Annotated in this window: 20 protein-coding genes and 1 pseudogene; 9 read left to right on the top strand and 12 right to left on the bottom strand. The window is 52.4% G+C overall.

The genetic code is table 11. The features are described from left to right. Positions 1-3: 3 nt before the first annotated feature. The 6 genes from SA190iCDA_RS11930 to SA190iCDA_RS11905 all read left to right on the top strand — a co-directional run bounded on the left by SA190iCDA_RS11930 (position 4) and on the right by SA190iCDA_RS11905 (position 8297). Complete coding sequence (locus SA190iCDA_RS11930) at positions 4-2199, top strand: hypothetical protein (RefSeq protein ID WP_070888161.1); 2196 nt, start codon at positions 4-6, stop codon at positions 2197-2199. Further along, positions 2196-4250 carry a tyrosine-type recombinase/integrase gene (locus SA190iCDA_RS11925; protein ID WP_070888160.1) on the top strand — a complete coding sequence of 685 codons (2055 nt, stop codon included), beginning with the start codon at positions 2196-2198 and terminating at the stop codon, positions 4248-4250. The genes SA190iCDA_RS11930 and SA190iCDA_RS11925 overlap by 4 nt, the downstream gene beginning before the upstream one ends. Beyond that, positions 4247-5239, top strand: coding sequence for a TetR/AcrR family transcriptional regulator (locus SA190iCDA_RS11920; protein ID WP_070888159.1), 993 nt, complete (start codon positions 4247-4249; stop codon positions 5237-5239). The genes SA190iCDA_RS11925 and SA190iCDA_RS11920 overlap by 4 nt, the downstream gene beginning before the upstream one ends. After that, complete coding sequence (locus tag SA190iCDA_RS11915; RefSeq protein ID WP_236100847.1) at positions 5239-6534, top strand: hypothetical protein; 1296 nt, start codon at positions 5239-5241, stop codon at positions 6532-6534. The genes SA190iCDA_RS11920 and SA190iCDA_RS11915 overlap by 1 nt, the downstream gene beginning before the upstream one ends. Before the next feature lie 369 nt (positions 6535-6903). Beyond that, positions 6904-7434: a hypothetical protein gene (locus SA190iCDA_RS11910; protein WP_070888157.1), complete on the top strand. Its 531-nt coding sequence runs from the start codon at positions 6904-6906 to the stop codon at positions 7432-7434. Between the two features lie 104 nt (positions 7435-7538). Continuing rightward, positions 7539-8297, top strand: a complete 759-nt coding sequence (locus SA190iCDA_RS11905; RefSeq protein WP_070888156.1) for a HEPN domain-containing protein — start codon at positions 7539-7541, stop codon at positions 8295-8297. A gap of 900 nt (positions 8298-9197) precedes the next feature. Here SA190iCDA_RS11905 and SA190iCDA_RS11900 read toward each other — a convergent pair. Continuing rightward, entirely contained in the window at positions 9198-9911 is a 714-nt protein-coding gene (locus SA190iCDA_RS11900) for a hypothetical protein (protein WP_070888207.1), read from the bottom strand. Between the two features lie 1629 nt (positions 9912-11540). Here SA190iCDA_RS11900 and SA190iCDA_RS11895 point away from each other — a divergent pair. Continuing rightward, the gene (locus tag SA190iCDA_RS11895) at positions 11541-12296 is read left to right on the top strand and encodes a DUF2971 domain-containing protein (RefSeq protein ID WP_070888153.1); all 756 of its coding nucleotides are present in this window, start codon (positions 11541-11543) and stop codon (positions 12294-12296) included. A 170-nt stretch (positions 12297-12466) separates the two neighbouring features. Further along, positions 12467-13480, top strand: a complete 1014-nt coding sequence (locus SA190iCDA_RS11890) for a tyrosine-type recombinase/integrase (RefSeq protein ID WP_070888152.1) — start codon at positions 12467-12469, stop codon at positions 13478-13480. Positions 13481-13577: 97 nt separating this feature from the next. Here the strand turns inward: SA190iCDA_RS11890 and SA190iCDA_RS11885 are convergent, their stop codons facing one another. The 10 genes and pseudogenes from SA190iCDA_RS11885 to SA190iCDA_RS11840 form a co-directional block, all read right to left on the bottom strand. Continuing rightward, positions 13578-14057 carry a Mov34/MPN/PAD-1 family protein gene (locus SA190iCDA_RS11885; protein WP_070888151.1) on the bottom strand — a complete coding sequence of 160 codons (480 nt, stop codon included), beginning with the start codon at positions 14055-14057 and terminating at the stop codon, positions 13578-13580. Continuing rightward, complete coding sequence (locus tag SA190iCDA_RS11880) at positions 14045-15661, bottom strand: ThiF family adenylyltransferase (protein ID WP_070888150.1); 1617 nt, start codon at positions 15659-15661, stop codon at positions 14045-14047. Before SA190iCDA_RS11880 ends, SA190iCDA_RS11885 begins: the two co-directional genes overlap by 13 nt. 4 nt (positions 15662-15665) lie before the next feature. Beyond that, a complete protein-coding gene (locus SA190iCDA_RS11875; protein WP_268963897.1) occupies positions 15666-16781 on the bottom strand; it encodes a CBASS cGAMP synthase in 1116 nt (371 codons plus the stop codon). A 22-nt stretch (positions 16782-16803) separates the two neighbouring features. Then, the gene (locus SA190iCDA_RS11870; protein ID WP_329610183.1) at positions 16804-18009 is read right to left on the bottom strand and encodes an ISL3 family transposase; all 1206 of its coding nucleotides are present in this window, start codon (positions 18007-18009) and stop codon (positions 16804-16806) included. Between the two features lie 390 nt (positions 18010-18399). Further along, positions 18400-19059: a hypothetical protein gene (locus SA190iCDA_RS11865; RefSeq protein ID WP_070888288.1), complete on the bottom strand. Its 660-nt coding sequence runs from the start codon at positions 19057-19059 to the stop codon at positions 18400-18402. 343 nt (positions 19060-19402) lie between these two features. Continuing rightward, positions 19403-19597 (bottom strand): annotated as a pseudogene (locus SA190iCDA_RS11860) (IS3 family transposase); the annotation flags it as partial. Positions 19598-19913: 316 nt separating this feature from the next. Next, positions 19914-20258 carry a hypothetical protein gene (locus tag SA190iCDA_RS11855; RefSeq protein ID WP_139159579.1) on the bottom strand — a complete coding sequence of 115 codons (345 nt, stop codon included), beginning with the start codon at positions 20256-20258 and terminating at the stop codon, positions 19914-19916. Positions 20259-20357: 99 nt separating this feature from the next. Further along, positions 20358-20582 (bottom strand): hypothetical protein, encoded by a 225-nt coding sequence (locus SA190iCDA_RS11850; protein ID WP_070888290.1) that lies wholly within the window; start codon positions 20580-20582, stop codon positions 20358-20360. A gap of 120 nt (positions 20583-20702) precedes the next feature. Next, positions 20703-20891: an AbrB/MazE/SpoVT family DNA-binding domain-containing protein gene (locus SA190iCDA_RS11845; protein ID WP_083329929.1), complete on the bottom strand. Its 189-nt coding sequence runs from the start codon at positions 20889-20891 to the stop codon at positions 20703-20705. Positions 20892-20937: 46 nt separating this feature from the next. After that, entirely contained in the window at positions 20938-21432 is a 495-nt protein-coding gene (locus SA190iCDA_RS11840; protein ID WP_070888291.1) for a hypothetical protein, read from the bottom strand. Between the two features lie 290 nt (positions 21433-21722). Here SA190iCDA_RS11840 and SA190iCDA_RS11835 point away from each other — a divergent pair, with 290 nt between their 5' ends. Beyond that, entirely contained in the window at positions 21723-22187 is a 465-nt protein-coding gene (locus SA190iCDA_RS11835; protein WP_070888292.1) for a helix-turn-helix domain-containing protein, read from the top strand. A gap of 286 nt (positions 22188-22473) precedes the next feature. Here the strand turns inward: SA190iCDA_RS11835 and SA190iCDA_RS11830 are convergent, their stop codons facing one another. Continuing rightward, positions 22474-23520: a DUF4062 domain-containing protein gene (locus SA190iCDA_RS11830; protein ID WP_083329930.1), complete on the bottom strand. Its 1047-nt coding sequence runs from the start codon at positions 23518-23520 to the stop codon at positions 22474-22476. Positions 23521-24452: the final 932 nt, after the last annotated feature.

Genomic DNA, 24452 nt, shown 5'->3' with positions numbered 1-24452 from the left:
GCAGTGGATCACTTATACAAACCCAAGGAAGCCGTCTTTGACGTCTTAAAGTCCAGCGACAACCATGACGTAGAATGTCATTACCAAGGGCACAGTTTTTACGACGCAAAGAAGCCGATCTGCATGGCAATGCACTTGATCTTTATCAAGTACTGCCCGACAAGAAGCCGAGTATCCGGAAGCACACTTCGCCGAGCAATTAATATCTTCTTCAACTTCGCTGAAGATTACAACGCTTACAACCCTCCAGCCCTTCAGATAGAGAAGATCACCGATCTCAGCGCTGAAGTTATGAAGCGCTTTGAAAACTATCTCCTTGAGAATGGCGAGAGACTGGAAAACTTATCTCGAATCCAGACAGCCCTACGGAATGCGTCCTCACTCACTGACGCCATTCCAGACATGATGTTCCCCTACGCAGCACGAGACAAACATCAACCTCGAATGCCGCTGACTAATGAAGCCAACGAAATGCTGGCGGGTGCTTTCACGTCACACATCGACGAACTCTATGCAAAGCTTGAATTTCGCGAACGGGTTCATCAGGCCGAACCTTACACCTACCAAGAAGTTCTCGACCAAATAACATACAGTCGATCTGTTATTTTTCACTGGCTACAGTACCATCTAGACAATAACTTAAAATTTAATTTGCGCGACCTCTACCGCAGATTGGAAAACTCAAGCGACCCGTCATTTCGCAGGATTGCCGAACGTCCTAACTGGCAAGACTTAATAATGGATGAGTACAACAATCGGGATGATGAATTTATTTTCGAAACCCCTATCAACTCCAATCTTAGCCCAACCATTGCGAATTTTACGCCTGACCTTGCGAGGGTAATCAAGACATTCCTAGACAATGGTTATCCTTTTGAAATGGATTTAGAGGAAATAGGGGAAAAATATTCTGTCAGCAAAACATTTGCACTAAGTCACTGCAGCGACGTTATTCACCTCTTTATCCTTAAGTGGAGAGCCGGCTACACCATACCTAAAACAAACGTCCCAGTGATGTGGAATGATCTTCTCGGGCTATATTTCCCGACGATGCTGGATATGTCGTGCTTGATCCAGTTCATCATGCTTCAAACCAACTGGAACAAAGAGGCAGTACTGGCCGTAGATCCCAAAAATGTTGAGCATGCATTAACGGGCGTAATGGATGAAGAGTATGTCATGCTCCAGACCGAGAAAAATAAGAGCCAGGGATTAGACAAGCCCTACTACGCCCCTAAAGAGATTTTGGCGCCCAGCAGCAGGAGCAACAAATACTCTGCATTCAACCTGATTCACCTGTCGATCAAGCTTTCTTCCGTACTCAAAGATTACGAGTTTGACTACATCAAACATCGGATGACGAGTGAGGACTACAATCCAGCATTCCTCTGTATCCGTTTCTATGGCGACTGGGTGAGCAAAGGTGGCCGTCACACATCAGCCTCGAACGAAAAGGCGTTCCTGCAGGGCATTAAGCAATTCTTGAAACGTTACCCTGTCTATGAGAATGGCGAACGGTTGTTGGCAGGGAAAGACTTAACCACACGGCTTCGCCCTACCTGGGTAAAGCTTCAAAAAGAGAAGAAGAAAAGCTCACATGGTTTGCTTGCGCTGCTATTAGGCCATGCCAGCACTGTGACCACCGACGTTCATTACGATAATTCCGCTCTGGCCCAACAAGAAAGGTATGACAGGCTTGAATCAGAGCTTGAGGCCGTATTGGCGCTGATGCTGTCAGGGAATTTCGATGGCATGCTCGGCACGCCCCCACAGCAAGCCGTACAGCTGCCGTTCAAGGTCTTTCACATACCGGGAATGGAGAAGCCTCTCTGGGCTTGCGCCAACCAGCTGCAGCCAACTTGGCACGGAGCACGAAATCGTGTGCCCGAGGGCAAACGGTGCTACGTAATCAGCAAATGTGTGTTTTGCAGCCAATGCAATATTTTCGAGGATTCACTTCCGTACTTGGTGGAGCGCCGCATTCACGTTCTTGAGCTTATCGAAGATCAGCCAGAATCCAGCTCAGATTACAGCAACGATTATGAAATTGAGCTGATGAAGATCGATTCGATTCTAGATAACTGGGACGATGAGCAGGCTGTCCGAGAAGCTGCTCGCTATCAACGCCGCAACACTCCCCTCTTGCCACGAGACCTGAACTTCCTGCAGCTTATACTTGAGGAGGAGGACAAAGAATGAATAAGGCCTCAGATAAAAGTAACAAGAAAACTCAGGCTATTCTCGATGAAGCCTTAGCTATCGACCTCATGGATGACCCTGAGGAGGCTGGAGAGGCTGAGGAACTAGAACTTGAGCGCCTATTGGTAGAGGTTACAGGGGCAGATACTCAAACCCAAAGTACACTTCTTAAAAAACTGGAGCTGTACCCGAACGGGGACTTCCCCATTTCCAAGCACTCACTATACAGCGATCCAACCTGGATCATTTTTAAAGGTGATGATGGAACAGTGAGACGGGTTACGTTTAATAACTTGTCCGCCAGTATGGCAGCTATTAAAAAGTCTATCATATACCACTTAATCCCAGAATTTTCGCCCTTCGGCGGCATCCGAGCGTACTCAACGACTCACGGACATAGCCATAAGTTTGTAATCCTTGCAAAGTACGTACTTCAGGACAACCACCTAACGGGTGATGCTGAGTCCCTCAGCTTCATAACTAGCAAAATTTTGAATGATGCGTTGGATCGCGCCAAGGAATCCTCAGCCTATACCCATTACCACTACCTCTTCTTGTATATTCGGTTCTGGATGTCACTGAGCGTCCAACAGCTTATACCTGTCGAACATCGTATCTCAGTACCTGCAACAGCAATTGATACGCCTGAACGGAAAAAAGACGTAATAGGCCATTTCAACGGTTCGATTGCGTCCTGGGCTCCGTTCGCGGAGGCTGACCTCAAGAAAATGGTCGAATACGCCTCATTCTGGACGGAAAAGGTAATAGCCCCGCTCCAGAAAGCAGCGGAGTTTGCGAAAAACAATGGTTATTTAGAACTACAAAGCAAAACTATCACAAAAGCTCAAATAGATATTGAAATTGAGGAAAACCTTAATCTCAATATCGACGGAAAAGAAATTATAACCACCAGCAGAATCAAGAGAGATTACAAGAGCGGCTCGTTCTGGAGTTACTCATGGTACTCCAGCGCCCTCGCCTCTCTAACAGAGATTCGTAATGCCATCTACATCCTCGTGGCCTTAGTGACCGGACTGCGAGTTAGCGAAATCGACGTCTTAAAGTTCGAACATGTCATCCTCACCAAATCCGGTCGATATAAATTACAGGTAACCCGTTACAAAACTAGTAACGACCCCAACTACAATGGAGATACTACTTCTATCCCTCTCCCTAAGTTCGTAGGGAGAAAAGTAAAGGAATACGAGCAACTGCGAAAAGACCTTAACGCCTACAGAGAAGGATATCTCTTCCAATCAGTGCTCAGCACGAAAAAAATCAGTAAAACCCCGTCTCTGCGGATAGAACATATCACGAAGAAAATTGAAGAAGATCTCAATATTGACCGGGTACACACGCACCGTTTCCGCAAGACCATCGCTGAAATTCTAATCAACCGAAGTGAGCGGAACGTAGACATTATTCGACTTCTTTTCGGGCACGCCAGTTACGCAATGACGATGCGCTACATCGGCAGGAATCCCTATATTGTTCAAAGCGTGGCCAAGGCCATCGAAAAGAACTACATTGATGACTTCACCGACATTGTCAGCTCCGTGAAAGATACCGTCTCTTCAGGTGAAGGCGCCCGGCGCATTCTAGACAAGATTGCCTCTCACCCCGAAGCATTTAGCGGCAAACAACTCAAGGTAACTGTCTTCACCTATGTGACCCACTTGCTCTCATCAGGTGAGCCTATATTCATCCACCGCACTGCGGTTGGCAGCTATTGCATGACCACGCAACTGTACTCCTCGCCCTCACTTCCGCCCTGCCTTTCCCACCGCGAAGGCATTATCAAGAATGCTCTGCCAGACCCCATGTTCTGCGACACATCGTGCATTCACGCAGTCATAGTGGCAAAGGCTAAACAGGCATTACAGGACAATATGGATTTTTATCAGCATATGCTGACGGCTGCAGATGACACATTGTCCGAAAACTCCAAGGTCATGCTTAGGAAGAAGGTTACTGACAATGCCAGGCACTTGGAACAGCTGAGAAACAATCAGTCCTTCACCATTATTCCCACAATGGATCTTCAAGCATGAGCAGCCAAGAAACCCGCGACCGCTTGATATCGATTATCAAGGATCACCAACTTGAGCATGGCCAAACCAAGATATCAGTGTCTGAGTTGTGCCTCTTAGCCAAGATCAGTAGACAAGCGTTCAATCGTTACTACGGTGACCTGAAGGACTATTCCAGCGGAAAAATGCCTATCGCTCGGCTATTTGTCGATGACAATGCTTCGCTGACCGAACTCATTGAGAACAAAGATGAGCGTATATTAAAACTGGAAAACGAACTGAGCACCAAAATATCTGCTCACAAGCAAGAGCTGGACGCGGTCGTAAAAAACCACTTATCCACTCTAATGAACAATGACATACTTGCATTTGAAGCAAGCCAACTGACAGCCACCCTTACCAACCAAGGTAACCATAACGCTTACCTGAATAAATTGGTAACAGAGCTGGAGGTTAAAAATGCAAAGCTGACGATGGATTTCCTGGCGGCAAACACCAACGCGCCGCTCACCACAGGAAAATCTGACAAAAATTTTATCTGCTTTGACTTCAACCTTGATAAAGCAAACCAAGCCTATGCCGATTCCAAAAATTTTTCGGACTATGAAGACCGCAAAGAAGAAAAGCTTGCCGAGACGATAAAGCAGATCAAAAAACTACCCAACCCAGAACAGATTGACATTATATTCTTTCAAGAAAAGTACATCTCCACCTTCAAATCGTTTGGTGATCGCGTCCACCCTGCAAAACAAAGGCTTCTCATCGTCATAAGGCTCCCCATCTACAGCCAAGAAGAAATCAAGCTATTGATGAAAGCACTGCGTCCCATTACATCATTTTCAATGTATGTCCCCTATAGCGCTTCAGAAGCCATCATTGCCTCCCAGCGCCAGTTCAACTTTAGAGATATTCCGCCCGAAGAACTCAGGGATGCTGATAACGCCAAATTACCTTCGATGAACTGGGGATTTGATTCCATTCATATAAACAAAATCAGGCAGGGCGACTGATGGAATTTGAATTTAGACGCTTGGACTATCGCACGGTCGAATACGACAAGGCCGTGGAACATTACATCATGATTGCGAGCAACAAGAACAAAAACTATTTGCTCAGCATGCCGAATTTATATCTGTACGAAAAAACACGCTCTTCCCTTCAAACCTCCAAGCGCTACGCCACAATACTTACTAAATTTTATAAATTCATCTCTGTCCTGCCTCGCTTCAAAAACATAAACCCTGGCGACTATCATACCCACATCACCAACAAAGATCTCAAACGCTGGCAGGTTCACAGGCAGACCGACCGCGTCATAAACAACAAGCTTCGCCCGAAATCTGAAACTATTTTCAATGACGCCTGCGTAGTATTATATTTTTTCAAATGGCTTCATGAGCGCGAGATAGCCACTCAGTTCAGAATTCATCTAAAAACCTGGATCGCCAATTTCAGAAGCCACCACCTTCTTAACTATATTCAGAAAAGAGCAAAACAGACTATAGACTCAAGCTCTATCAAGGTACTTGATCGAGAAGCCAGACAGAAGAGAGCCAAGACACTCATATCTAGCCAGGATATTTCAACACTTACCGAGTCATATCCAGACCCTGTTTTCAAGTGTCTTTTCAAGCTAGCCCTTGCGACCGGCATGCGCCCTATGGAGCTTGTTGACTTCCCTTATATGGGCACCGGAAAAAATCGCCACATCCTGCCGTACAGTGAGATGGATAAAACTGCCACCACGTTCACCTACAACCTGGTAGGAAAAGGAAACAAACACAGGGAAATCATAATCCCAGCCTATGCCCTAGAAATGGTCAACACCGAATACACTGAAAAGGAATATGCTAAGCGCGCCAAACTATACCGTGAAAACTACGGGAAAAAGTGCCCACTCTCTATTTTATTCCTTACTGATCGCGGCGAGCCCGTCACTGTTGAAAGAATTGCAAATGCCACAAACTACGCCAAACAACTAGCCGCTGCCAAAGACCCAAGCTTCAAGTCATCGAATATCTTTTATCACACCCGCAAGTGGTGGCCAACGCTAATGATGATTCAGCACCACGGCACAGAAGGAATACTTGAGAAGAATGCCGAAGTTCTAGATCTCGCTATCACGGAAGTCATCATGAATCAATTGGGGCATGAAAACTTTACAACGACCTACAACCACTACTTGATTTTGGGCCGGCAATTAATTCTTGCCACCAAAGGTTTCACCAATGAAACAATTCATGAGAAGAACATAAATGTCTTCAACGCTATTGATGAAGTGTATAGTCGGCAGGCTACTCCTTGATCGCAAATGAATGCCCAAGTTCTGGCCGGTGTTGGTTGTTGACCATGCAGAGAAGATAATAACGGGGCGAGCCTTGCAGACCGACTGTCGTGAACCAAGCCCCTGGGCTTCGCCCGGGACTTGGCCTTCGGGCTTTCATCCGACTCGCTTTCGCGCTCCGCTTGCGCTCAACCTCTCCTGAGTCGATGCACAGCCCGGCAATGCCAGGCTGTGGGTTGCTCAGGCAGGAAGTCTCTGGGGGCTGGATCGTTCAGTACATACACCTACTGCATGGAGTTGCGTGGCGTACAGGGGCGGAGTTGCCCTACAAGGCGTGTTACCGCTAGCGTGTGTGAGCGGGCGATTCCCCGTCACTTACAAGGTATTGCCATGCTGCTGAAGCGTTTCAAAGTCTTTATTCCTGGCCTGATTTTCGCTGCAATCTCGATCGCGTTCTGTGTTATCCAATTCTTCGTTTTTGACATCATCGGTTGGAATTACTCGATGTGCAATGTGCTATTCGGGTTCACTTTCCCCCTGTTTTTCAGCTACCTCAGCTTCCCGCGTAATCGTCTGCAGCAACCCAGTCTGCGCCAGGTGCTGCAGGCGATCCGTGTAATACCGCTTGCCTCATGGCCACTGTCATTTCTGAAGGTTCTGAAGCGCTCGATCGCCCGGGACTTCAACGAGGGCACCTCATGGACACCATGGATTGGCGTAGCCATTACGCTCTTCTTTTCGATTGGAAACGAGGTATTCGTCGACCCAGCCACCAACGGCATACCGTTCACCGAGGCGTACCATCACTTCCTGGCCGACCTAGCGGGAATGGCTGTGTTCCTGCTGGTGACGTGGCCCTTTGTGCGAAGCAATCATTCACCAGGGCCGAAAGGACTCCCGGCGGCAAGCACGGGGAGCTAACCAGTAGCCACTGGCAGGCCCACCAGCCTAGCGCTTTCAACAGATCGCTCTCACACAGCTCCAACCGATTACACCATCGCCCACTGAAAGGACGAACAGGCAAAATGAGCTCAACGAAAGACTATTACTTCGACGCTGAACAGGCGCGATGCCTGGCCTGGATCAAAGCCACCTACGGCATTGAGATTGACCCAGACGAAGACGTCGAAACGTGGGAAAGGATGTCTGCCGAGTACTCTTCAATGCGCGATGCATTCGAAGAAGAGGCTGAATATCGATGGTTGGAGCGGCACTCACACAACACGTTCTTCAACGAGTTTGCGCAGGAGCTGGTCACTGCCTCAGACCTTCTGGATCAGCCCCTGGACAGAGATAAAACCCAGACGCTCTACAAGCTCGTCTACGCCCACTCAGTGACCTTGCTCGAATCGCTCATCAGCTCAGTTGTGCGCTCGCTGGTGGTGAGCCACCCGACCTTCATGGTCAACATAGCGAAAGGTTACGACGACTTGAGCAAGAAGAAATTCACCCTCAAGGAAATCATCGACCAGCCCAAAGGCATGGAAAGCATCGTGTTGAATACGCTCTCCACCCTCTCCTTCCACAATCCCTCAACCATCAAAACAGTGATGAGTGCGGCGTTTGGACATCACATGGCCGGTCTCGATCTGAACGAGATCAGTACGATCTGCTCCAAGCGGCATGACATCGTGCATCGCAACGGGAGGACTATCGATGATGTTCCGATTCAGCTTGATCATGCAGAAGTACAGCAAGCCATACTGACCATTCGAGCATTCGCAACTGATCTGAAAGGCAGAATCTACAAGGCTGTTGACGAGCATGAGTTTGAGCTGTTCTGACCAGTCCTGATGAAACAACGCTAACCAGTGGATGCGGGTGTCTTTCCGGAGCGCCAACCCTGAGTGATGAGAAACAACCTATAGGCCTAGATCGCCCGCAAAATGATCATCCCTCATGCGAGCCGGAGCGTGCCCATCGTCCATCAACTTTTGACGGAGACACCAGAGCAAGTGACTCAGGAGCCCGATACGAATTTCGACGCCACCGTTCGCGACATGGAATCTGCCCACCGCGTTACAGGAAAGAGCCTCGATGAGCACCCACAACCCCTGCTCACCAATGGTTTGAGCGTACACCCAAGTAAGGCCACCGAGCCCAGGGCGCCGCTTGAACGATTGGATAGCTGCAGTGACGACTTGCTCCAAGTCATCCCCATAACGCTCGCCAGCCAACTCCCACACCAGCGCCTCTGCGTCAGTCTTCAACCGCAAATCCTTCATCGCTCAAACAAGGTAAATGCCGAGGTAACATCCCAGGCAAGCGGATGAAACCCCGTAGCATGCCTATGGCAAATCAATGTATCGGAGAGAATTTATGCTCATCGATTTAGACCTAAATTACAACGATCTGGAGGCACTGCTCAGACACTGCCATGACCACGAGCCACGCAGTGGAGATGCCCGAGAAGACCGGAGATTGATGAGCGCCCTCGAAACCTAGGCAGAAGCGATCGAACTCGCTCAACCCTCAAAGCGAAACCTGAGCTGATGCTTACGTGCTGCACGAGACGGTAACTGTCACAGGCGATCCTGTACCTCGACGAAAATCACAGCGGTTTGAGCTCAAAGCAAAAGCTGTAGCTTTCGGCTGCCAAGGATGGCGATTTCCCTCTGCCTTCCCTGGCCCCCTAAGCCCCCTCAATCCCATCAGTGACCATCGAAGCTGACAGCTGGCCGGGTTTATGGTGCTGACCTCTCGGGCAGCCAAAAATCACAACTGAGGTTATCCAGGCCTGCACCGTATCGACTAGGGCGCACCGTAAACTTCTCAGGCACAGCATCACCGTCGCCGCCATCGCGGAAGAACTTCCTCATGGAGTAGAGCGCCAAAGTTTTCAAGTGCTCCCATTCGCGGTACAGGCTGTCTTCGAGATCCCTCGCCGCCTGCGCCGAGCTGGGTTTGCGCTTGGGCAGCGGCGTGGCGTAGTTGGGCTGAGGGGAGAAATCGTAGACGAACGTCAGGTACCCATACTTCCAGTCCGCAGACGAGGACGCTCGCCAGCGATACGACACTTGCACTGACAGTCGCTTGCCGAGATGGAAAGGCGGCATGATTTGATCATCAATGAAGAACAGCTCCCCCTGTTTGCGCTCTTCTTCGAGCCGCTCTTTCATCTGCTGCACAGCGTGAATGAGGTCATCGCCGGCATTCAGTGCATCCTGCCGAGTGCGTTCGCGCTTGGCATAAGCCTTGGCCTTGCAGTGCTCAGCAATCGCTTGCTGGAATAGATTCAGCTTGTTACCCACGTATGGCCCACAGCCATTGAGCCCAAGGCCTTGAATCGGGCCGACACGCTCTTCATCCAGGCACCTCTGTACTGCCGCACTAAGCGCCTCCTCATCGACGTCGCTGATTGCAGCTTGTTGATCAATGGGCAAATTAATGTAAGTCATATCGATCCTGGCCAGTGGCATGATGACAGTGCTTTCATGCTGTATCCGTAGGTATTGGAGAGAGGGCATTTGCCCGGCTCCGTGGGGGATTTACCCTCAGTTCATGATGATTCAAAGGCAAGGGTAAAGTATGGAGAAGATTGGGGAGCGACAGGCGTTGAGTGCGCACCTCCAAGGAGCAGCTCGACATGACTTGCCGCTGTGTCCGAGCCGAATGATAACTGCAGTCGAAGCAGTCCGAGGCCCTGGGTTTGCCCTGGAGTTGCTGCGCGAGCATCTGCATCATCGTGCGTCAGCTCGGCTCGTCTACTCAGAGTACGCGGAGTGCTATTTCCTGCTGCTGGACGACATTGATCGCTAAAATAAGCGAGTCGGATTGCTGGAGGCGGTGTCGACGATGCCTTTTCGTGCGGGCGAAATTTTTCGGCAAGAGATGTCGAGTTGGACAGCGTCGGATATCTCCCGGGTTGTAGAGCCGGAGAACGTGAAGGCGCTCACTGAGCTCGGACTTGTTTCACGAGTAGAGACAGATGAAGCAAATCGCAGGTCTTGAACACGTCGAGCGTAAGGGGTCATCGAACGCACCTTGACCACGCACATAGCCAGGCGCTCACTTTTGGCGAGGCTCCTAGCATGGGGCTCTGCGGGGAATTATTGCTGAGCCATAATTCGCCATAATTTCTTGGAGGTGCCCGCGTGTAGCCTTGAAATTTGACCTGTAAACCTAAGCGGTTTACAGGTCAAAAATAGAGGTTTACACACTTTCCTTGCTGCGCGGGGCAGAGCTTTCGTATGCCATGATTGGCCGCTCTAGCAGCAGGCCAGACTGCGAATAAGCTACCAGAATCGCGAGATCACGCGAGCTAAATGGGACGCTGTTGACCCCAGCGTCATTGCAACCCTCATAGCCGGTGCAGGATTTAAGACCAGGTGATACTGACTTTTCAGCTTGGACAGGCGGCGGAGCAGGTAGCGCCTGCGCTTAGGTGAGGTACTAGGCTCCCTGAGTTCGGCCACGATCACTGCTCGGTACCCCCGGTACGCACGTAGATCGTCATCACGCCACAGGGACGTTGTTAGGGGCAAGAGCATGTAAACCAGCGACGATGCAGCACACGACCACACTGCATTTGCCTGTGTCAGGTGCCCCTGCATCCAGAGCCCGCACAGCGGGAGAAGCATCATCAACGGCAGCAAGAAGAACTTGTAGACGGGCGCGCTGGCAGGTGCAAACCAAGCATTGGGGCCGTTTTTGGATGATTGAGCCATCAGTATCTCCATTTTTCCGTTTAAGAAGACTCCTGGATACCATTACTGAGCGGCTGGTTCATCCCAATGCCATGCACTTGCTCAACGCGCAGATGCAGGCGTCTGTGTGTAGATTTCCAGGCCAGCTATCGTGAGCCGAGCTACTCAGCTACTCGGGCGTCTGCCCTGCTCCCCTGCCGCGTTCGGCGATCACGCGGCGGAAACAATGGAAACCGCTAGGTCTCGCATACGGGCATACGGGGCCCTCCGCTCTTTAACCAGCCTCACCATTGAACGGCGTCCTGGCTCGACCAACTCTTAGCTTTTGAACTGGTCAGCGCTACAGGCGCAAACTCCCAGCCACGAAAATCGGTCTACGTTATGCGCATCCCCGCCTTCCTGTACAAGTACCAGAGCGTCACCGAGTACTCCCTCAAGTCACTGGTTGAGGGAACCGTCTGGCTGTCCAGCCCCGAATCCTTTAACGACCCTTTCGACTGCGCGATAAACCTTGATCCGAAGAAGCTAGAAGAGTCCGTTGCTCACGCAGTAGAGCTGGTGGCGAAAAAACATGGCACTCAATTAGATAACTCTCTCAGGTTGGTGAGTGCTCAGGACGAGGCAGCGTACGTGCAGCTTCGCGACTCGCTAGCCGCCCAGATGGCCAGCATCGGTGTACTTTGCCTCACAGAATCACCCAACGAGATCCTGATGTGGTCTCATTACGCGCAATACCACAAAGGGTTCTGCATCGAGTACAGGGTTGACGACGACAGCCTCTTGGAGAGGATGGCGCGCCCCGTCAGATATACCGATACGTACCCGTCGCTTTCTGCGAAAAACTTGGCTGCTGACGCGGACGAGAACTTCATCGATATCTGCGTGTACACCAAGGCACGTCAATGGAGCTATGAGAAGGAGTGGCGAGTCGTATCGCCCGTTGGAGCAAAACTCTATCGAGCCCCTGCGCCGATCTCCGCCATCATTTTCGGCGCACGCATGCCGGAAGCGGGTAAAAGAGACATCTACCAGACCCTCAGTGCGGATCCATCAATCGAGTTTCGAGAAGCTCACCTGCTTGAGGATACGTTCGGTATTGGGTTCCGTCCCTATTGGCCAATACACGCCCTGAAGTGAACACCGAATGGATGCCGTTCCCATGCTCATGCTAGCATCAGGGTCTTGCGGTATTCCTGAACCGCGCGGTCGGCACGCATAGCTTTCAGCACAGGTTGCATCTCCCACACCGGCACGCAATTCGACATTTGCCAGTGGGCAGCCGACACCATGGCATTATGGAGAACTGCATGCGCGTTCCTGTCTATCCCTCTGATCTCGCCCCTCAGAAAGGCTTCAAGCAAATCGCCAAACGACTGACCCGTGACTGGTCAGGCCTGTATCCCATCAGCCTCTCAAAAGCGCGGGAGCTCCTCGCCCGGGGTTTTGGCTATGACGATTATCATGACGTGACAATGTCGGCCAAGGTTTATAGTGGAGATCCTTACACTCCATCTGAAAGTGAAGTACGCGACGCGATCAAGTACGCGATTAACATGGCTGCGCAGGCAGATCCTGCATTACACATACTCCCGGCCAACCTGCAGCAGTTGGTACATTCGCTCCCCTTGACCAGCTTGACCGCCCTAGCACCTCAGAGTGCCTCAACCGTCACTGCCCAGCCAGAGTCGCAGCCAGCGTTGATTGACGATGCAGGCAACAACCAGACACCAGCAACAGAAGCGCAGAGCCTCGAAGGTGCCTCAGGATCAGAGATGCCTACGTTGATAAGCGCAGAGGAGCTCCGGTCAATCGTTCGTGTGGTGGAAGAGTCTGGCAATCTGCGTGATATGACGCTGCTTGTGTTTATGCTGTCGGGGCTACGTAGCAACGAGTTCCTGGGAATTAAGGCGAGCGAACTGGCCTTGCGGCAATCCGAGTTCTCCGACCAGCCGCCCCGAATTATTGCGCACATCGATCTCTCCAAATCTGGGCATCCTCTTCAGCGCAAACAGATTTTGTTAGCGCAAAGTGACGCGCTATCGATGCCCGGCGTGTCAACTGTTGAGGCATACATCAACCGTAACAAAATCAAAAGAGATGACTTCTTGTTTCCCTCTAGCAACGATCCCGCTCGGCCTATGTCAGCTCGCGAGCTCCGACTGATCTGTGAACTCTGGTCAGTTTTGGCAAAGCTCAGCACCAGAAAGTTTTCGGCGAGCAACTTGAGGCGTTCCTTGAATCTCCATGAAGTTCAGATGGCGACTGGGAATACCCCGCACTTACCTACTTTTCAGTACGTGAAAGGCACCCAACACAAGTAGAGCCCTCGGTCATCTCGACGGCCTACGCGCAGCGTCGGCCGTTGCTACGCTGAGCCCGGCCAGGGTAGATGCCTCGTAGCAGGCCTGCCTTGGCTCCCTATTCCACGCCATGCTTCAGCACCTGCCTTTTGCCAGTGCAGTGCATGTATTCGACATGCAGGCTCTGGCAACCAACGATCAATGCCAGCAAAGGCCTTTCATCACGTCGATCAGCGGCCAGAATCTGCCACTCATGGAGATCGGTTGAGGAAGGTGTCGGGTAATCCTGAGGATGAGTGTGCCATTCACCGACGTAACGAATCAGGCCGTGGCTATCACTCCACCTTTTCATCGCGAGCCGGTGGTGGAAAAAGGTCATACGCTCGAAAAGGTAACGGAAACGCCTATCCATGGTGCTCGGCTCCGTAGCCTCGATAATCTCCAGGTGCTCACCACGCACGTGGCCAAGCAAAATGCCACCTGCCTCTTTTGAGTCAGTGCCATCCTGGATGTACCGACCAAACACCTCCAGTGGCTGCTGCTGCAAATAAACGAGCTGGTCGCCACCAGGTACCTTCCAGGTATTCATGAACTGCATGCAGGGCATCCAGGACGCTTTAAAGGAGAGCAATCCTGCGTCAGCAACTCGTAGCTCGTGTCGACCACACGAGTCGAGAGCGAGGGCCAGGCTTTTGCGCCAACCCAGGCTAATGCCGAATCGAGTGCCAAAGCAGCCGCCTGGATCGAGACAGACGCCGGGAAAGGCACATACAGCCCTTCACAACCCTGCCCTGCAAAGATGGGCTCTAGACCCCCTTCGACAGATATCAGCGCTCCCTCATGATTGTGATCAGTCAGGCAACGGTAACAACCTTGCCGTGCCTCGAACCTGGTCAGAGCTCTCACGGCGACGCCTGCACCTTCGATCCAGACGTGTAGTAGCGGGCTGGAGATAGCCTTAGCCAGCCAATGCCCGAATGCCTCTTCTCCTGTCGCATCAATGACGAGATCAACCCCAGATAGGTTCACCTCTTGGGCTTTGACCTCAAATGCTTTCACGTTCAGCGCCGGCATGGAAACCTTGAGCTCGCTCGCCAGCGCAGACGATTTCGGAAGGAATAGTCGATTGAATCCCAGTCGATGTCGGCCCAGATTCTGTGGTGCCAAGCTGTCATTATCGATCAGCAGCAGCTCTCCACCGCCCAGGCCCGCCCCTGCCTTCATGAGCATCTCAGCGAGAAAACCTCCGATGGTGCCGCAGCCAATCAAGGCGATGCGTTTTCCTATGAAGGTGGCTTGCTTAGGGATATTGCGCTGGCACAAATACTTGTCGTCCACGCGCACCATTTCCAAAGGTTGGACAGGGCAATCGAAGATTGGGAGCCCCTGATCGGTATAGGCCTGACCAGGTGGCCGGTTACGCTGGAGTTCATACACCATAAAGCCGTAGCTATAACCGGTCTTCTTGGACTCGATGACAAAAGCGATGGCGTTCCAGCGCTCACGGTATGCATCAACGATCTTATCGTAGATTTTGCGCCGGCAGGCACCATCCAGCTTCCCCTGCCAAGCCAGAATCTGGTCGACATTTTCCGGTGGCCAGTACTCCTGCAGGGGCCTAGGGGCAGCAGTAGACGTGAGCATGACCAGCTGAGAACTAAAGTCTCCAATCGTCCTGCCGCTGCGAGCAAACTTGAGCCGACTTCGTTCATCGTCGTCAGTAATCACGAACATGCCTGAGTCAGACAACCTGAGCATTTTCAGCGACCCTGACGAGCGCCGCTCTACGTCATGAAAGCAGGACGCCCCCTGCCAGAATGCAAAAAACTCCTCCTGTAGATCCTCGACCATCCCTCCTGCGAGGATCTGCTCAAGCACATGAGCGGCTTGAAGCAATGAGGTACGGGTCTGCTCAACAGGGTCGAAGATGTCGACCACCTCAGTGCCTGGAGCCGAATAGCAAAGAAAGCCCGACGGCCCCAGATGGGGTACCAGTCCCGGGAGGTGATCAGGCAGCCGGGTGAGCCTCACCATAGGCACCCGTTGGTGTGTTCGATCAATCCACACATCACACGGCACATTGCCTTGCGTAGCAGTCGGCAACCCACCGTTCATGACGATCCAATCACCATGCGGTTGAGGATCCACCTTGGTAAATCCCCAAGCCACCATGTGACGAAGCACCTCCGGTAACTGCTCCACGCGCTCAACCTGCCTTGGTGCGCTTAACTGTCTCCGGTGGGCCCGCTAGCGGAGCAATCGCGGCCATTGATGCGGGCATGCCGTCAGACGCCTTCATACGATGAGGGGCATTCGGAAAACGATCACCAAGCATCTTATGCATCCAAGCGTAAGCTGTATGCGGATCTGGCGAGTCGATGGCTCCTTGCAGGTACTGTGCAAAATCCTGGAAGTGCATGACCGCTGTATCGATATCCTCTCGGCTCAGATGTGCAGTGAGCGAAGCCTCCGGATCGATTGGACTTTTCACGCCAGCCCGAAGCGCTGCGGGGATGCCCTTGACCACGTTCAGCAGAGAGCGGTCATCGCGCTTGTCATGGTACTCAAACAAGGGACAGGCAGCGGCCATGAGAAGGATGGAGCTAGGCCCCTTTTCTTTCCACTGCTTATCTCGGAATGCCTTGAGGTACCGCACAACCCGAACAAGCTGATCGCCTTTTTCCAAAGCCTCATGCTTGAACCAGTTTTTCATCGCCATCGGGTCGGATTTGCGCCAACCCTGTTCACGGTCTGCCAGCAGAATTTTATCTTTCGGCAGCGTTTTCCAGCTGTCCTGCTCGGAGTTGATAGCAGCGTCGAACACGGCGTGCCCACGGCTCTCCATATTGGCCTTGATCTGCATAAACAGCTTGTCGGGGATGACGTACAAAGGGAGGTCAATGTGAGCTCGATCAGAGATCGTCACGCGGACACAGGTGTCTTTGCTTTTCGTACTCCACCAGTTGGCCCTACAGAGCGGGCCGAGCACTTCAATTACGGCGTCGAAAAACAAGCTAATCGCAAGCTTGGGGCTGCTTTCCTCGCGCATGACACTCAGCGGCAGATAGACACCATCATCGATATCCGACTGCTGCGGCGGTGTGAAACAGGGGCTGTTGAGCGTCTTGTAAGCGCGAGATCCCTGGATGTAGAAACGCGGCTCACAAACATCGCCCTCTAGGCCTTTATCGCGTAGTTTCTGAGGGAGACCAGCCTTCAGGGCCTCCCTAATATCCTTTCGTGCACCATCAATCTGAGACAACTCTCCAGCGTCAAGGTTGAGCTCATCAAGGAAGCAGGACTCCCCGGTCGTCGTGAACAGCAGTGGGCTAAAATTTGGTTCATCACGGATTGCCGGGAAAGACGCTCTTGATCTTCATGAAAAAGAATTCGCTATCCCGGTAACCGTACGCCATCCGCTTGATCACCTTTATTCGATTGTTTATTCCTTCCAACTGACCGGTGTGCATCGGCCAGCGAACCCGGCTGATGATGCCCCGCCAGTAAGTCTTTAGTCGTTTGGCGAACTGGATCAGAGCCGGTAGTTCGCTTTCCTGGGCATGGCGCAGCCATTGCTTCCAGGCCGATCGCCAGGCCCAGGCAGTACTCGGCGTCCAGAGTGTTTTGAGTTCAGCCTTCATCAAATAGACCGTCATCAACGCTTGGTTGGCGGCCAGCAGGTCCTCCAGACGGACCTGTTGTTCCGGCGCTTTCAAGTTCTGCGGATTGCGCAGCAATAGCCATCGCGCCTGCTTGATGACCTTGCGGGCAGGCTTGTCGTGGCGCAACCGGTTAGCCTCGTCGACGCGGACCCGATCAATCACCTCTCGGCCATATTTGGCCACCACATGGAAGAGGTCGTAGACCACTCTCGCGTTGAGACAGTGCTGACGAACCTCCAGGTCAAAAGCGGTGTTCATGTCCATCGCCACCGCTTCGATTCGAGCACAACCCTCTGGCCCCAGTTCTTCGAAGAAAGGCCTGACTGCCGCTCGGCTGCGGCCTTCACCGATCCACAGCACTCGCCGGGTATCCGCATCCAGCACCACACTGGCGTAACGATGACCTTTGAAAAGGGCGAACTCGTCCATCACTAGGCGTCGCGGTTGCGCCTTTGGCAAAACGCTCAACGCCGCTTGCAAGGCTCGACGCTCCAGCAACCGAACGGTGTCCCAATGCAGCCCGAACATCTGAGCCACGTGTAGCGTGGGAAGGCGCTCGCAGGCTTGAATGACTGCCTCGGCTAAGCGGCGCGTCATGCGGGCATAGCGGTCCAGCCAACTGACAGCCTCCATGCGCTTGCCGCAGTCACGACAGCCCACCCGCCTGAGCAACACGCTGAGGCGCACCGCACGGCCGAGAATCGGCAGATCGCGAATGGTTCGTTCGCAATACTCATGAGTGGTTGAACAGGGCTTTTGGCAGCCGCCACAGGAAGGGAATCGGGTGGCGTGGGGAATCAGTTCGATCTGAAGCGCGTCGCCATCAGGCTTGATCGTGACGACAGAAAAGCCCTCCCAAAAAGGAAGGAAAGTATTAATATCGCGCATAAGAACGCCGGTTTGGTAGATGTGTTTGCTCGCACGAACATCATCAATCAAATCGGCGTTCTTGTTTCTGTGTTTCCCGGGATTCCGTGAAGAACCTAAAATTTGGCATGAGGAGTCTCCGCTCAAATGGATGTTGAACGGTGCCAGCTGCAATTGCTGAACGAGGTATTGAGGCCCCTTAGCACTCAAGCGCCGACGGATCTCAAGACTGTAACCCTTTGCCAAGTAATGTCCGCCGAGGGCCGTTACTTAGCGAGGGGCAGCAGCAAGTGGGCATGACCACACGTCTGAGATGACATGGTGCCACCACACAACATATAGATCAATGACACTAAAATTACACTACATATTGTATTTGTAACTTTTTGCGTCAAAAGCTCTTTGCCAAGGTTAGCCAGCTAAATCACGGGTAAAGGTCACCCTCCCTGCAGTGTTGAGACCGTCTGTCCAGTTACGATCCGTGAAGTAGGTTCCTTCCATGAATAGGCGCCCACCGTCCTCCTTGAGAAAGACCCTAGCCGCACCATTATGCGAATTGGAGTCAGTCGGGACTGGCACCAGAGTGCTGTTGACGAACATGTAGTTCAACTCGATCAGACCAGCTTGCGTACTCGGACGAACAGAGACACAGATCGTCTTGGAGTCTGAATAACGGTCGTTCGACTCGAACTCCATCCCTACACTGAAGAACCGCGACTTGATTCGTACCTTCCCCTCGACGACATGAAGCTGCGTGCCGTCGCCCAGCCCAAGCCACTTTTGAATCACCCCCCAATTAGAGTCCAAGCGCATATTCCAAACGCCGTCGATGGGAGGAAAGATCTTGCAGATCAGGGGCAACCTGCAGATCCAAGGAAAGAGGAATGTTTGTCCCACGAGGAAAAGAACGAGGCTACCCGCAGCAACACTCGATGACACGGCACGCCCGAGCGCCGGCAGTGGCCCCGCCATCAGGGCACTGATATTGCCGTGGTTAAGAACAATAAAAGCCACCAGACACAGGGTGGCAAAAATACTGAGGGTCTTGGCAATCCCTATAGCCTGATACATGCACCCCTCCAAAGATCGAGAATTCCGGCTCTACCCTATACCCTCAGATAATGACTGTACATGCGCCCTAAAGCGCTTATGCAGTGATCACAGGAGCGTGGACGATCTTTGGGCCCTGGGAGGCATCAAAACGCGATTCATAGGCCGGGGATGTCTACCGGAGCGAGGGTAGTCCAACGGCGCCATGGAAGTGTCCGCTGAGAATGTGGCGACTCTGCGCAGGGATTTGGATGCACACGCAAAACTGAAGACGCCGTAAGGCCGGTAACAACCGCCTCACCGGGCAGCGCACCGAACGTGCGCTGCCCCTATCCCCCGCTCGACACAGAGCCATATGTAGTGGTCAACAATTCCCGGACACAGAGTTGAGTTTTTCTTCCACAACCGCCGGCGGTACGAAACCGTTGTGCTGATGCGGCCTTGTCCAGTTCTAGCGTTGCATGAGATAGCGGCTAATGTCCTGCTCAGCCAGCGCTGTCGTCATGTAGCCCACCGTCGGCACCTACTCCGTTTTCAAGCTACGAAACAGCCGCTCCATTATAAAGATTGCGCTCAGTCATATGAGCTTTAGACAAATGCGTCTCTCACCCAGCGCCTCGAAGGATCTGATCACCGCAAGGCAGGCAACAACAGACAAGTTTCAGCTCAGCTACAGAGAGGGCCTCGACTTGCTTTCAATGGTGGAAGGCGGCGCGAATAAGCCTCTCATGAAAACTCACCGACAACACTTTCGGAACCACCCCTTGAGCGTTTAGCTCTGATTTGCGCGGAGCACCCGTTCACGGTGCGTCGGGAATCAATCCAAGCGCTGTAAGCGCCCTAACACCCTGCATGTCTTCAACTCCAGCAACATCTCAACCTGTCCAGGTCGAAATCTCGTGCTTGAAGATCTCGACCGCCTTGAACGGCATAGTTGTCACTGCCTCCAGCCCGCCGACACGCCGGTTCTGAAAGCGGTCGATCTCATCTAGCCGCAAAAAGAAGCAATCGCTGTAGGCAGAGAACACCATCGTTGCGGTTTCGCGCAGCTGCAGATGCTCTCGGAGCAACGCGAGCGCAGTGCCCGGCCCACGCGCAGCTTCGACAGCCAAAATTAGACGATTTGGACACAGGGGCACGTCGTAATGACCTACTTGTTCGTCAACCTCGCGCGACGAATCAGGCGCGTCAAAATCATCACTCACCTGAGTCGTTTCCATTGCCTGAATCGGCCAGTTTCACGGAAGCTCCCAAGCCCTGTAGATATCTGCCAAACACTTCATCGATCGCTGCTCGCAACCACGAGTCGCCCAGCATGATCACTGCGACTCCTCCCCAGATCGATCCCAATGCGAAACCAGCTCATCGGTGCGATCCGGGACTTGAGGTGTTTTGCTGAGCACAAGGCAGGGAACATTGCCGACGTACTCAATCAACAGGTAGACGCTATCGCCAACATTGACGCCTAGCTTGTGCAACGCTTCGTCGGGAATGCCGATAGCGCCCTCCCCATCCCAGTTTTCGATAGTCACTTCCCAGCTCATTCCCCTACCCTACACAACTAATACCATCCGACAAAAACGCTATTTTTTGATGCCACCCGAAAAAACCTTTTGGGCGAATAGCCAACATCCCCCTTGAAAACGCGCACAGCTGGCCAACTCTCACGACGTCCTTTCATCATCGCGCACTTTTTTGAGAACTATCAAACCATCAACTAGCTCAACACTTAATAAGTCTCCGATGCCAACGCCCAGAGCCGCTAGTATCTCTGGCGGAAGGTCAATTATGAAATCACCGCTACCATCGCCAGGATCTTGGCATTTCGCTGTAGTGGGTACTTTGCGACTCATAGTTTCGTCTCATGCAAAGCCTATCCGACTAGAACAATCGTAAGCGCTAAATTTTGATCCCAAACCCCTCAAAATCACGTTGCAGAGTTTTATGTCCTAACACAGCAGGAATTTTGAAAAAGAATCGATAAGCCAAGAAAAAAAACACTGGCATTAGGAGCAGCCCTAATCCGTACGTTGCGATTGCAATAATTACAGACGCTGGTACCGCGGCAATAGCAAAAATCAAACCTTGTACCCTTGCTCCGCGAGTAACTTCCCGGAGCTCATCGGCATCAAAGAAAAACTCACCCCTGCTATTTTCAAAGCCAACAACAACAGTAATTTTTTTCGAGGTCTCTTTCACGAACCAAGTTCGCGGAACGTCCTTATCATAGGCGCCCTTTTTTCTAATGTAATCGGGGATTAACAACGCTTTAAAGTAGATAGTATTGCCCGATTCATCTTCAGCCCTTACTCGCTGATAGAGCGTCGAAGAATTGCCTGTGTCGCTGTCTTTATGATTTCTAACCGTTACGACAATTTTGCGCATTTGCGACATACAGCAATCCCTTTATCAATTTATCTAAATTCCGTGAGCAGGCAGTGTCCAACTCGCCCTCTTCCGTCGTGAAGCCGATCGGTCTGGAGGCTGCGGGCCTATGGCTGGCGGCTAATCGGCGACCAGGGCAACTCGGCAGGCCCCTTGTGAGAGGCGGCAGCAGGCCTGGGAGTCATGCCGACATCCGTTGAAAAACCATAAGAAAATCGGAAATCCCGGATGCATGACTATATACATTTGTGAGGGACATAACAAACACGGCATACCGTCTCCTTTTGCAGGACACGTGTATGTTGCTCCGCGACGCCTATGCCTTGACGCTCCGTTTGCTACGGAAAAACAAGGGGTTTAGACAGCAGGATCTTTCAGTCGGCGTAGACACTTCGTACGTCAGCCGACTGGAGCGAGGTGAGCGAGCGGTGACGATCGAAGCCAACGATTCCGTTGCGCGGGGCATGCAGATTGCCCCGCTCACCCTCTTAGCTCTTGCACACGGCGCACAGCGCGGGGTGTCAGCCAGAGAAGTCCTGGAAGAGACCGTCCGAGAGCTCAATGAGCTGAAGCTTTTCGATGTGCAATTGGACGCTGATCAGGCAGAGCTGACGCACCCGCAAGCCGCCAGGGGCGTCGAAACCACCAAGGCGGTTCACGCGCTCAAAGCCAAGGGCCTCAATCAGTTAGAGGTTGCTCGCGCTCTAAATCTTTCCAGTTCGACAGTCGGGCGCCATTGGTACAGGCCAAATCCCCAGCAATAGGCGTGTTGATCGACGGGCCAGTTGGAAACTTGCATCGCAATGGGTAGATTCGCGGGGATCACAGTCTGATCGGAGCCCCTGCCGTGCTAGTCGAATTTGATCTCAACCATAACGACCGCGACGCGCTACTTCGTCACTGCCAGTCGTTCCAACCGGCAACTGGAGATCCTAGAGAGGACGCGCGCCTGGCGGATGCGCTTGCTGCGCTTCAAGAGGCGCTTGAGCGCGCCGAGTGACGAATTTGAACCTCGCGCGTACCGTCTTCCCCGCGCCGCCGTGCCTGTGCCTAAGTCGTCAGCTTCCGGCCAATCCGAAAGAGCGCTTCGTCTAGCCAACGCTCATACGCTGCTGAAGACGCCGGTATCAGCAGCACTCTCTCCTCAACGCTCTCCGTCGAACCGGGCGCCAGGCTAATAGAATTACCCAGAGACGCCGGAGGTTCTTGGAAAAGCTTGTGGGACAGACTGTAAAGCCCGAGCTGGAACCATCCGCCTTTACCCTGATTGATTAGGCCGAACGCAGCAACGGCGACCGCCCTTACCCGTGAGGGGGATACGTAATAGCTTGCGATCAAGTTGTTGTGGGAGGCCGGTGATTGGAGCACAACCGACAGCTTGGCCAACCCGCAATCGTGGTAACGCCAGCGCACCGACTTAGTATCGATCCCTGTGACATCGCCCTGGTCAAAATCCTCGTAACCATCTCTCACCGAGCTGAGGCCGGCGTTGCAGAGTTTCAGGAAGAAAGACTCGTGTTCACCGTGAACCCGGCGCAACGAACCTGCTAGTTCGGGCTGCGGAAGGAAGGCCAGCTCTAAGCGAGTTTCCTGGTTCCAATTTCCAAAATGGCTATGACCTTGGAGCACCCTTAAGCGCTCGACGAATTCCGTTTCTGCGACCGCGCCGCGTGTGACGGTGAGTTGATTCAATCCCTGAACGATCCCATCAGAGAGTTCTTGCTCACTGGTGAATGTCACGCGAAACAGCCCATCGACATAATCCGAAACCTCCCTGCGGAACGCGTCCTGCCTTTCTTCTGCCGGCACATTTTGCAAGAAAGCGAGCACCGGCTTTCGCCCGGCCACAGCGCGTCGAAACTCCTGTTGAGTAACTGACTCGCCACTGCTCGTGGCGAATCCAAAATCCGCACCAAGCACCATGATCACAACGTCAGCCTGATCGACCTCAGTCATACAGGCCGTTTCTGATGAGTACGGGCGAGCACCAAAATCTTCGGACATCACCGGGTGGTGTCCTAACAGCATCACCGCCTTCTTGGCCGCAGCCCTGTAAGCCTCGAATCCCCGCACCACGGAGCTTATGAACACATTCATAGAATCTCTCCTCGGCGAATCAATGCCTTCGCCTGGTTAGCCACCTGAGCCCTGCGCCAGACCTGCGCGCGTTGAGTCTTAGAGACTGGCCGGAGATATTTGTTGAAGGAAAAATCCGTGAAAGGGGGAGCCAGCTCTGGCTTCTGCAGGTTTAGCGCAGCGGCTTCAGAAAAGGCCGTGCCCCTGGGAGATAGCATCAAGAACCACAACATATAGTGGTTTTCTCAAAAAATTTGCCCTATTTTCCCAATTATTTGAGGTCAAAAGAAAAGTCGCAGCCAGAGGCTGCGAAATACCGATGCCCTATGGCCGCCCTGTCGAGCTGATCGCCAGAGACCGCCATTTAATCGCACGCCTCGAAATCGTTAAAAGCTCACCGCGAAAAGCTCAAACCCTGGTGGGAGAAACCGTGAGAGTTCTGCAGGCAACGGGGCTGTCTCCATTGCTGCTTTTTCTTTGCCCTCAAATATATAAACTCCGTCGCGTTTAAAATTTTTTAAGGGGGCGAAGTGAAAAAAAGTCGAAAAGACGCCTAATAGCCGACGAACGGTAGCATTGTCTGACACGGCCCGAGAGAATGTACGACTTTGCTCTGATTGAATTGCGCTGGGCCTAATAAATCCCGTAACTGTCCGACCAGGCGGCTAAGCCAGTAGCGTGGCGATTTGGTTAAAATTTTCTGGATCTTCGCCGCGGATATTAAAAAAATCTTGGCGTCGTTAAGAAAATCTAGCCATCGACAGGGGATAAATGAGGAATATTGGTGACAGTTAGCGACAGATCTGGTCGATGCATGATCCAACAGGTGAGCTCCGAATTCCTCACGCCCTTGGGGCCATGTCCAACCGGTGAGCATTCATGCCTACCGGTCAGTCTGCATAAGGTAACAGCGCTCGGCTGGGCGCCGGGCTGTTGGTGGGTAAGCCGGGGCA

Origin of the sequence: Pseudomonas argentinensis (assembly GCF_001839655.2) — a bacterium.
GTDB classification, from domain to species: domain Bacteria; phylum Pseudomonadota; class Gammaproteobacteria; order Pseudomonadales; family Pseudomonadaceae; genus Aquipseudomonas; species Aquipseudomonas argentinensis_B.
The sequence above is the reverse complement of the archived record's forward strand: the minus strand, read 5'-3'. Positions and strand labels throughout refer to the sequence as shown.

Excerpts from the sequence above, each read along its gene's own strand:
- SA190iCDA_RS11925 (WP_070888160.1), top strand. The coding sequence starts at position 2,196 with ATGAATAAGGCCTCAGATAAAAGTAACAAGAAAACTCAGGCTATTCTC.
- SA190iCDA_RS11920 (WP_070888159.1), top strand. The coding sequence starts at position 4,247 with ATGAGCAGCCAAGAAACCCGCGACCGCTTGATATCGATTATCAAGGAT.
- SA190iCDA_RS11915 (WP_236100847.1), top strand. The coding sequence starts at position 5,239 with ATGGAATTTGAATTTAGACGCTTGGACTATCGCACGGTCGAATACGAC.
- SA190iCDA_RS11910 (WP_070888157.1), top strand. The coding sequence starts at position 6,904 with ATGCTGCTGAAGCGTTTCAAAGTCTTTATTCCTGGCCTGATTTTCGCT.
- SA190iCDA_RS11905 (WP_070888156.1), top strand. The coding sequence starts at position 7,539 with ATGAGCTCAACGAAAGACTATTACTTCGACGCTGAACAGGCGCGATGC.
- SA190iCDA_RS11900 (WP_070888207.1), bottom strand. The coding sequence starts at position 9,911 with ATGACTTACATTAATTTGCCCATTGATCAACAAGCTGCAATCAGCGAC.
- SA190iCDA_RS11895 (WP_070888153.1), top strand. The coding sequence starts at position 11,541 with ATGCGCATCCCCGCCTTCCTGTACAAGTACCAGAGCGTCACCGAGTAC.
- SA190iCDA_RS11890 (WP_070888152.1), top strand. The coding sequence starts at position 12,467 with ATGCGCGTTCCTGTCTATCCCTCTGATCTCGCCCCTCAGAAAGGCTTC.
- SA190iCDA_RS11885 (WP_070888151.1), bottom strand. The coding sequence starts at position 14,057 with ATGCAGTTCATGAATACCTGGAAGGTACCTGGTGGCGACCAGCTCGTT.
- SA190iCDA_RS11870 (WP_329610183.1), bottom strand. The coding sequence starts at position 18,009 with ATGCGCGATATTAATACTTTCCTTCCTTTTTGGGAGGGCTTTTCTGTC.
- SA190iCDA_RS11865 (WP_070888288.1), bottom strand. The coding sequence starts at position 19,059 with ATGTATCAGGCTATAGGGATTGCCAAGACCCTCAGTATTTTTGCCACC.
- SA190iCDA_RS11855 (WP_139159579.1), bottom strand. The coding sequence starts at position 20,258 with ATGGAAACGACTCAGGTGAGTGATGATTTTGACGCGCCTGATTCGTCG.
- SA190iCDA_RS11850 (WP_070888290.1), bottom strand. The coding sequence starts at position 20,582 with ATGAGCTGGGAAGTGACTATCGAAAACTGGGATGGGGAGGGCGCTATC.
- SA190iCDA_RS11845 (WP_083329929.1), bottom strand. The coding sequence starts at position 20,891 with ATGAGTCGCAAAGTACCCACTACAGCGAAATGCCAAGATCCTGGCGAT.
- SA190iCDA_RS11840 (WP_070888291.1), bottom strand. The coding sequence starts at position 21,432 with ATGTCGCAAATGCGCAAAATTGTCGTAACGGTTAGAAATCATAAAGAC.
- SA190iCDA_RS11835 (WP_070888292.1), top strand. The coding sequence starts at position 21,723 with ATGTTGCTCCGCGACGCCTATGCCTTGACGCTCCGTTTGCTACGGAAA.
- SA190iCDA_RS11830 (WP_083329930.1), bottom strand. The coding sequence starts at position 23,520 with ATGAATGTGTTCATAAGCTCCGTGGTGCGGGGATTCGAGGCTTACAGG.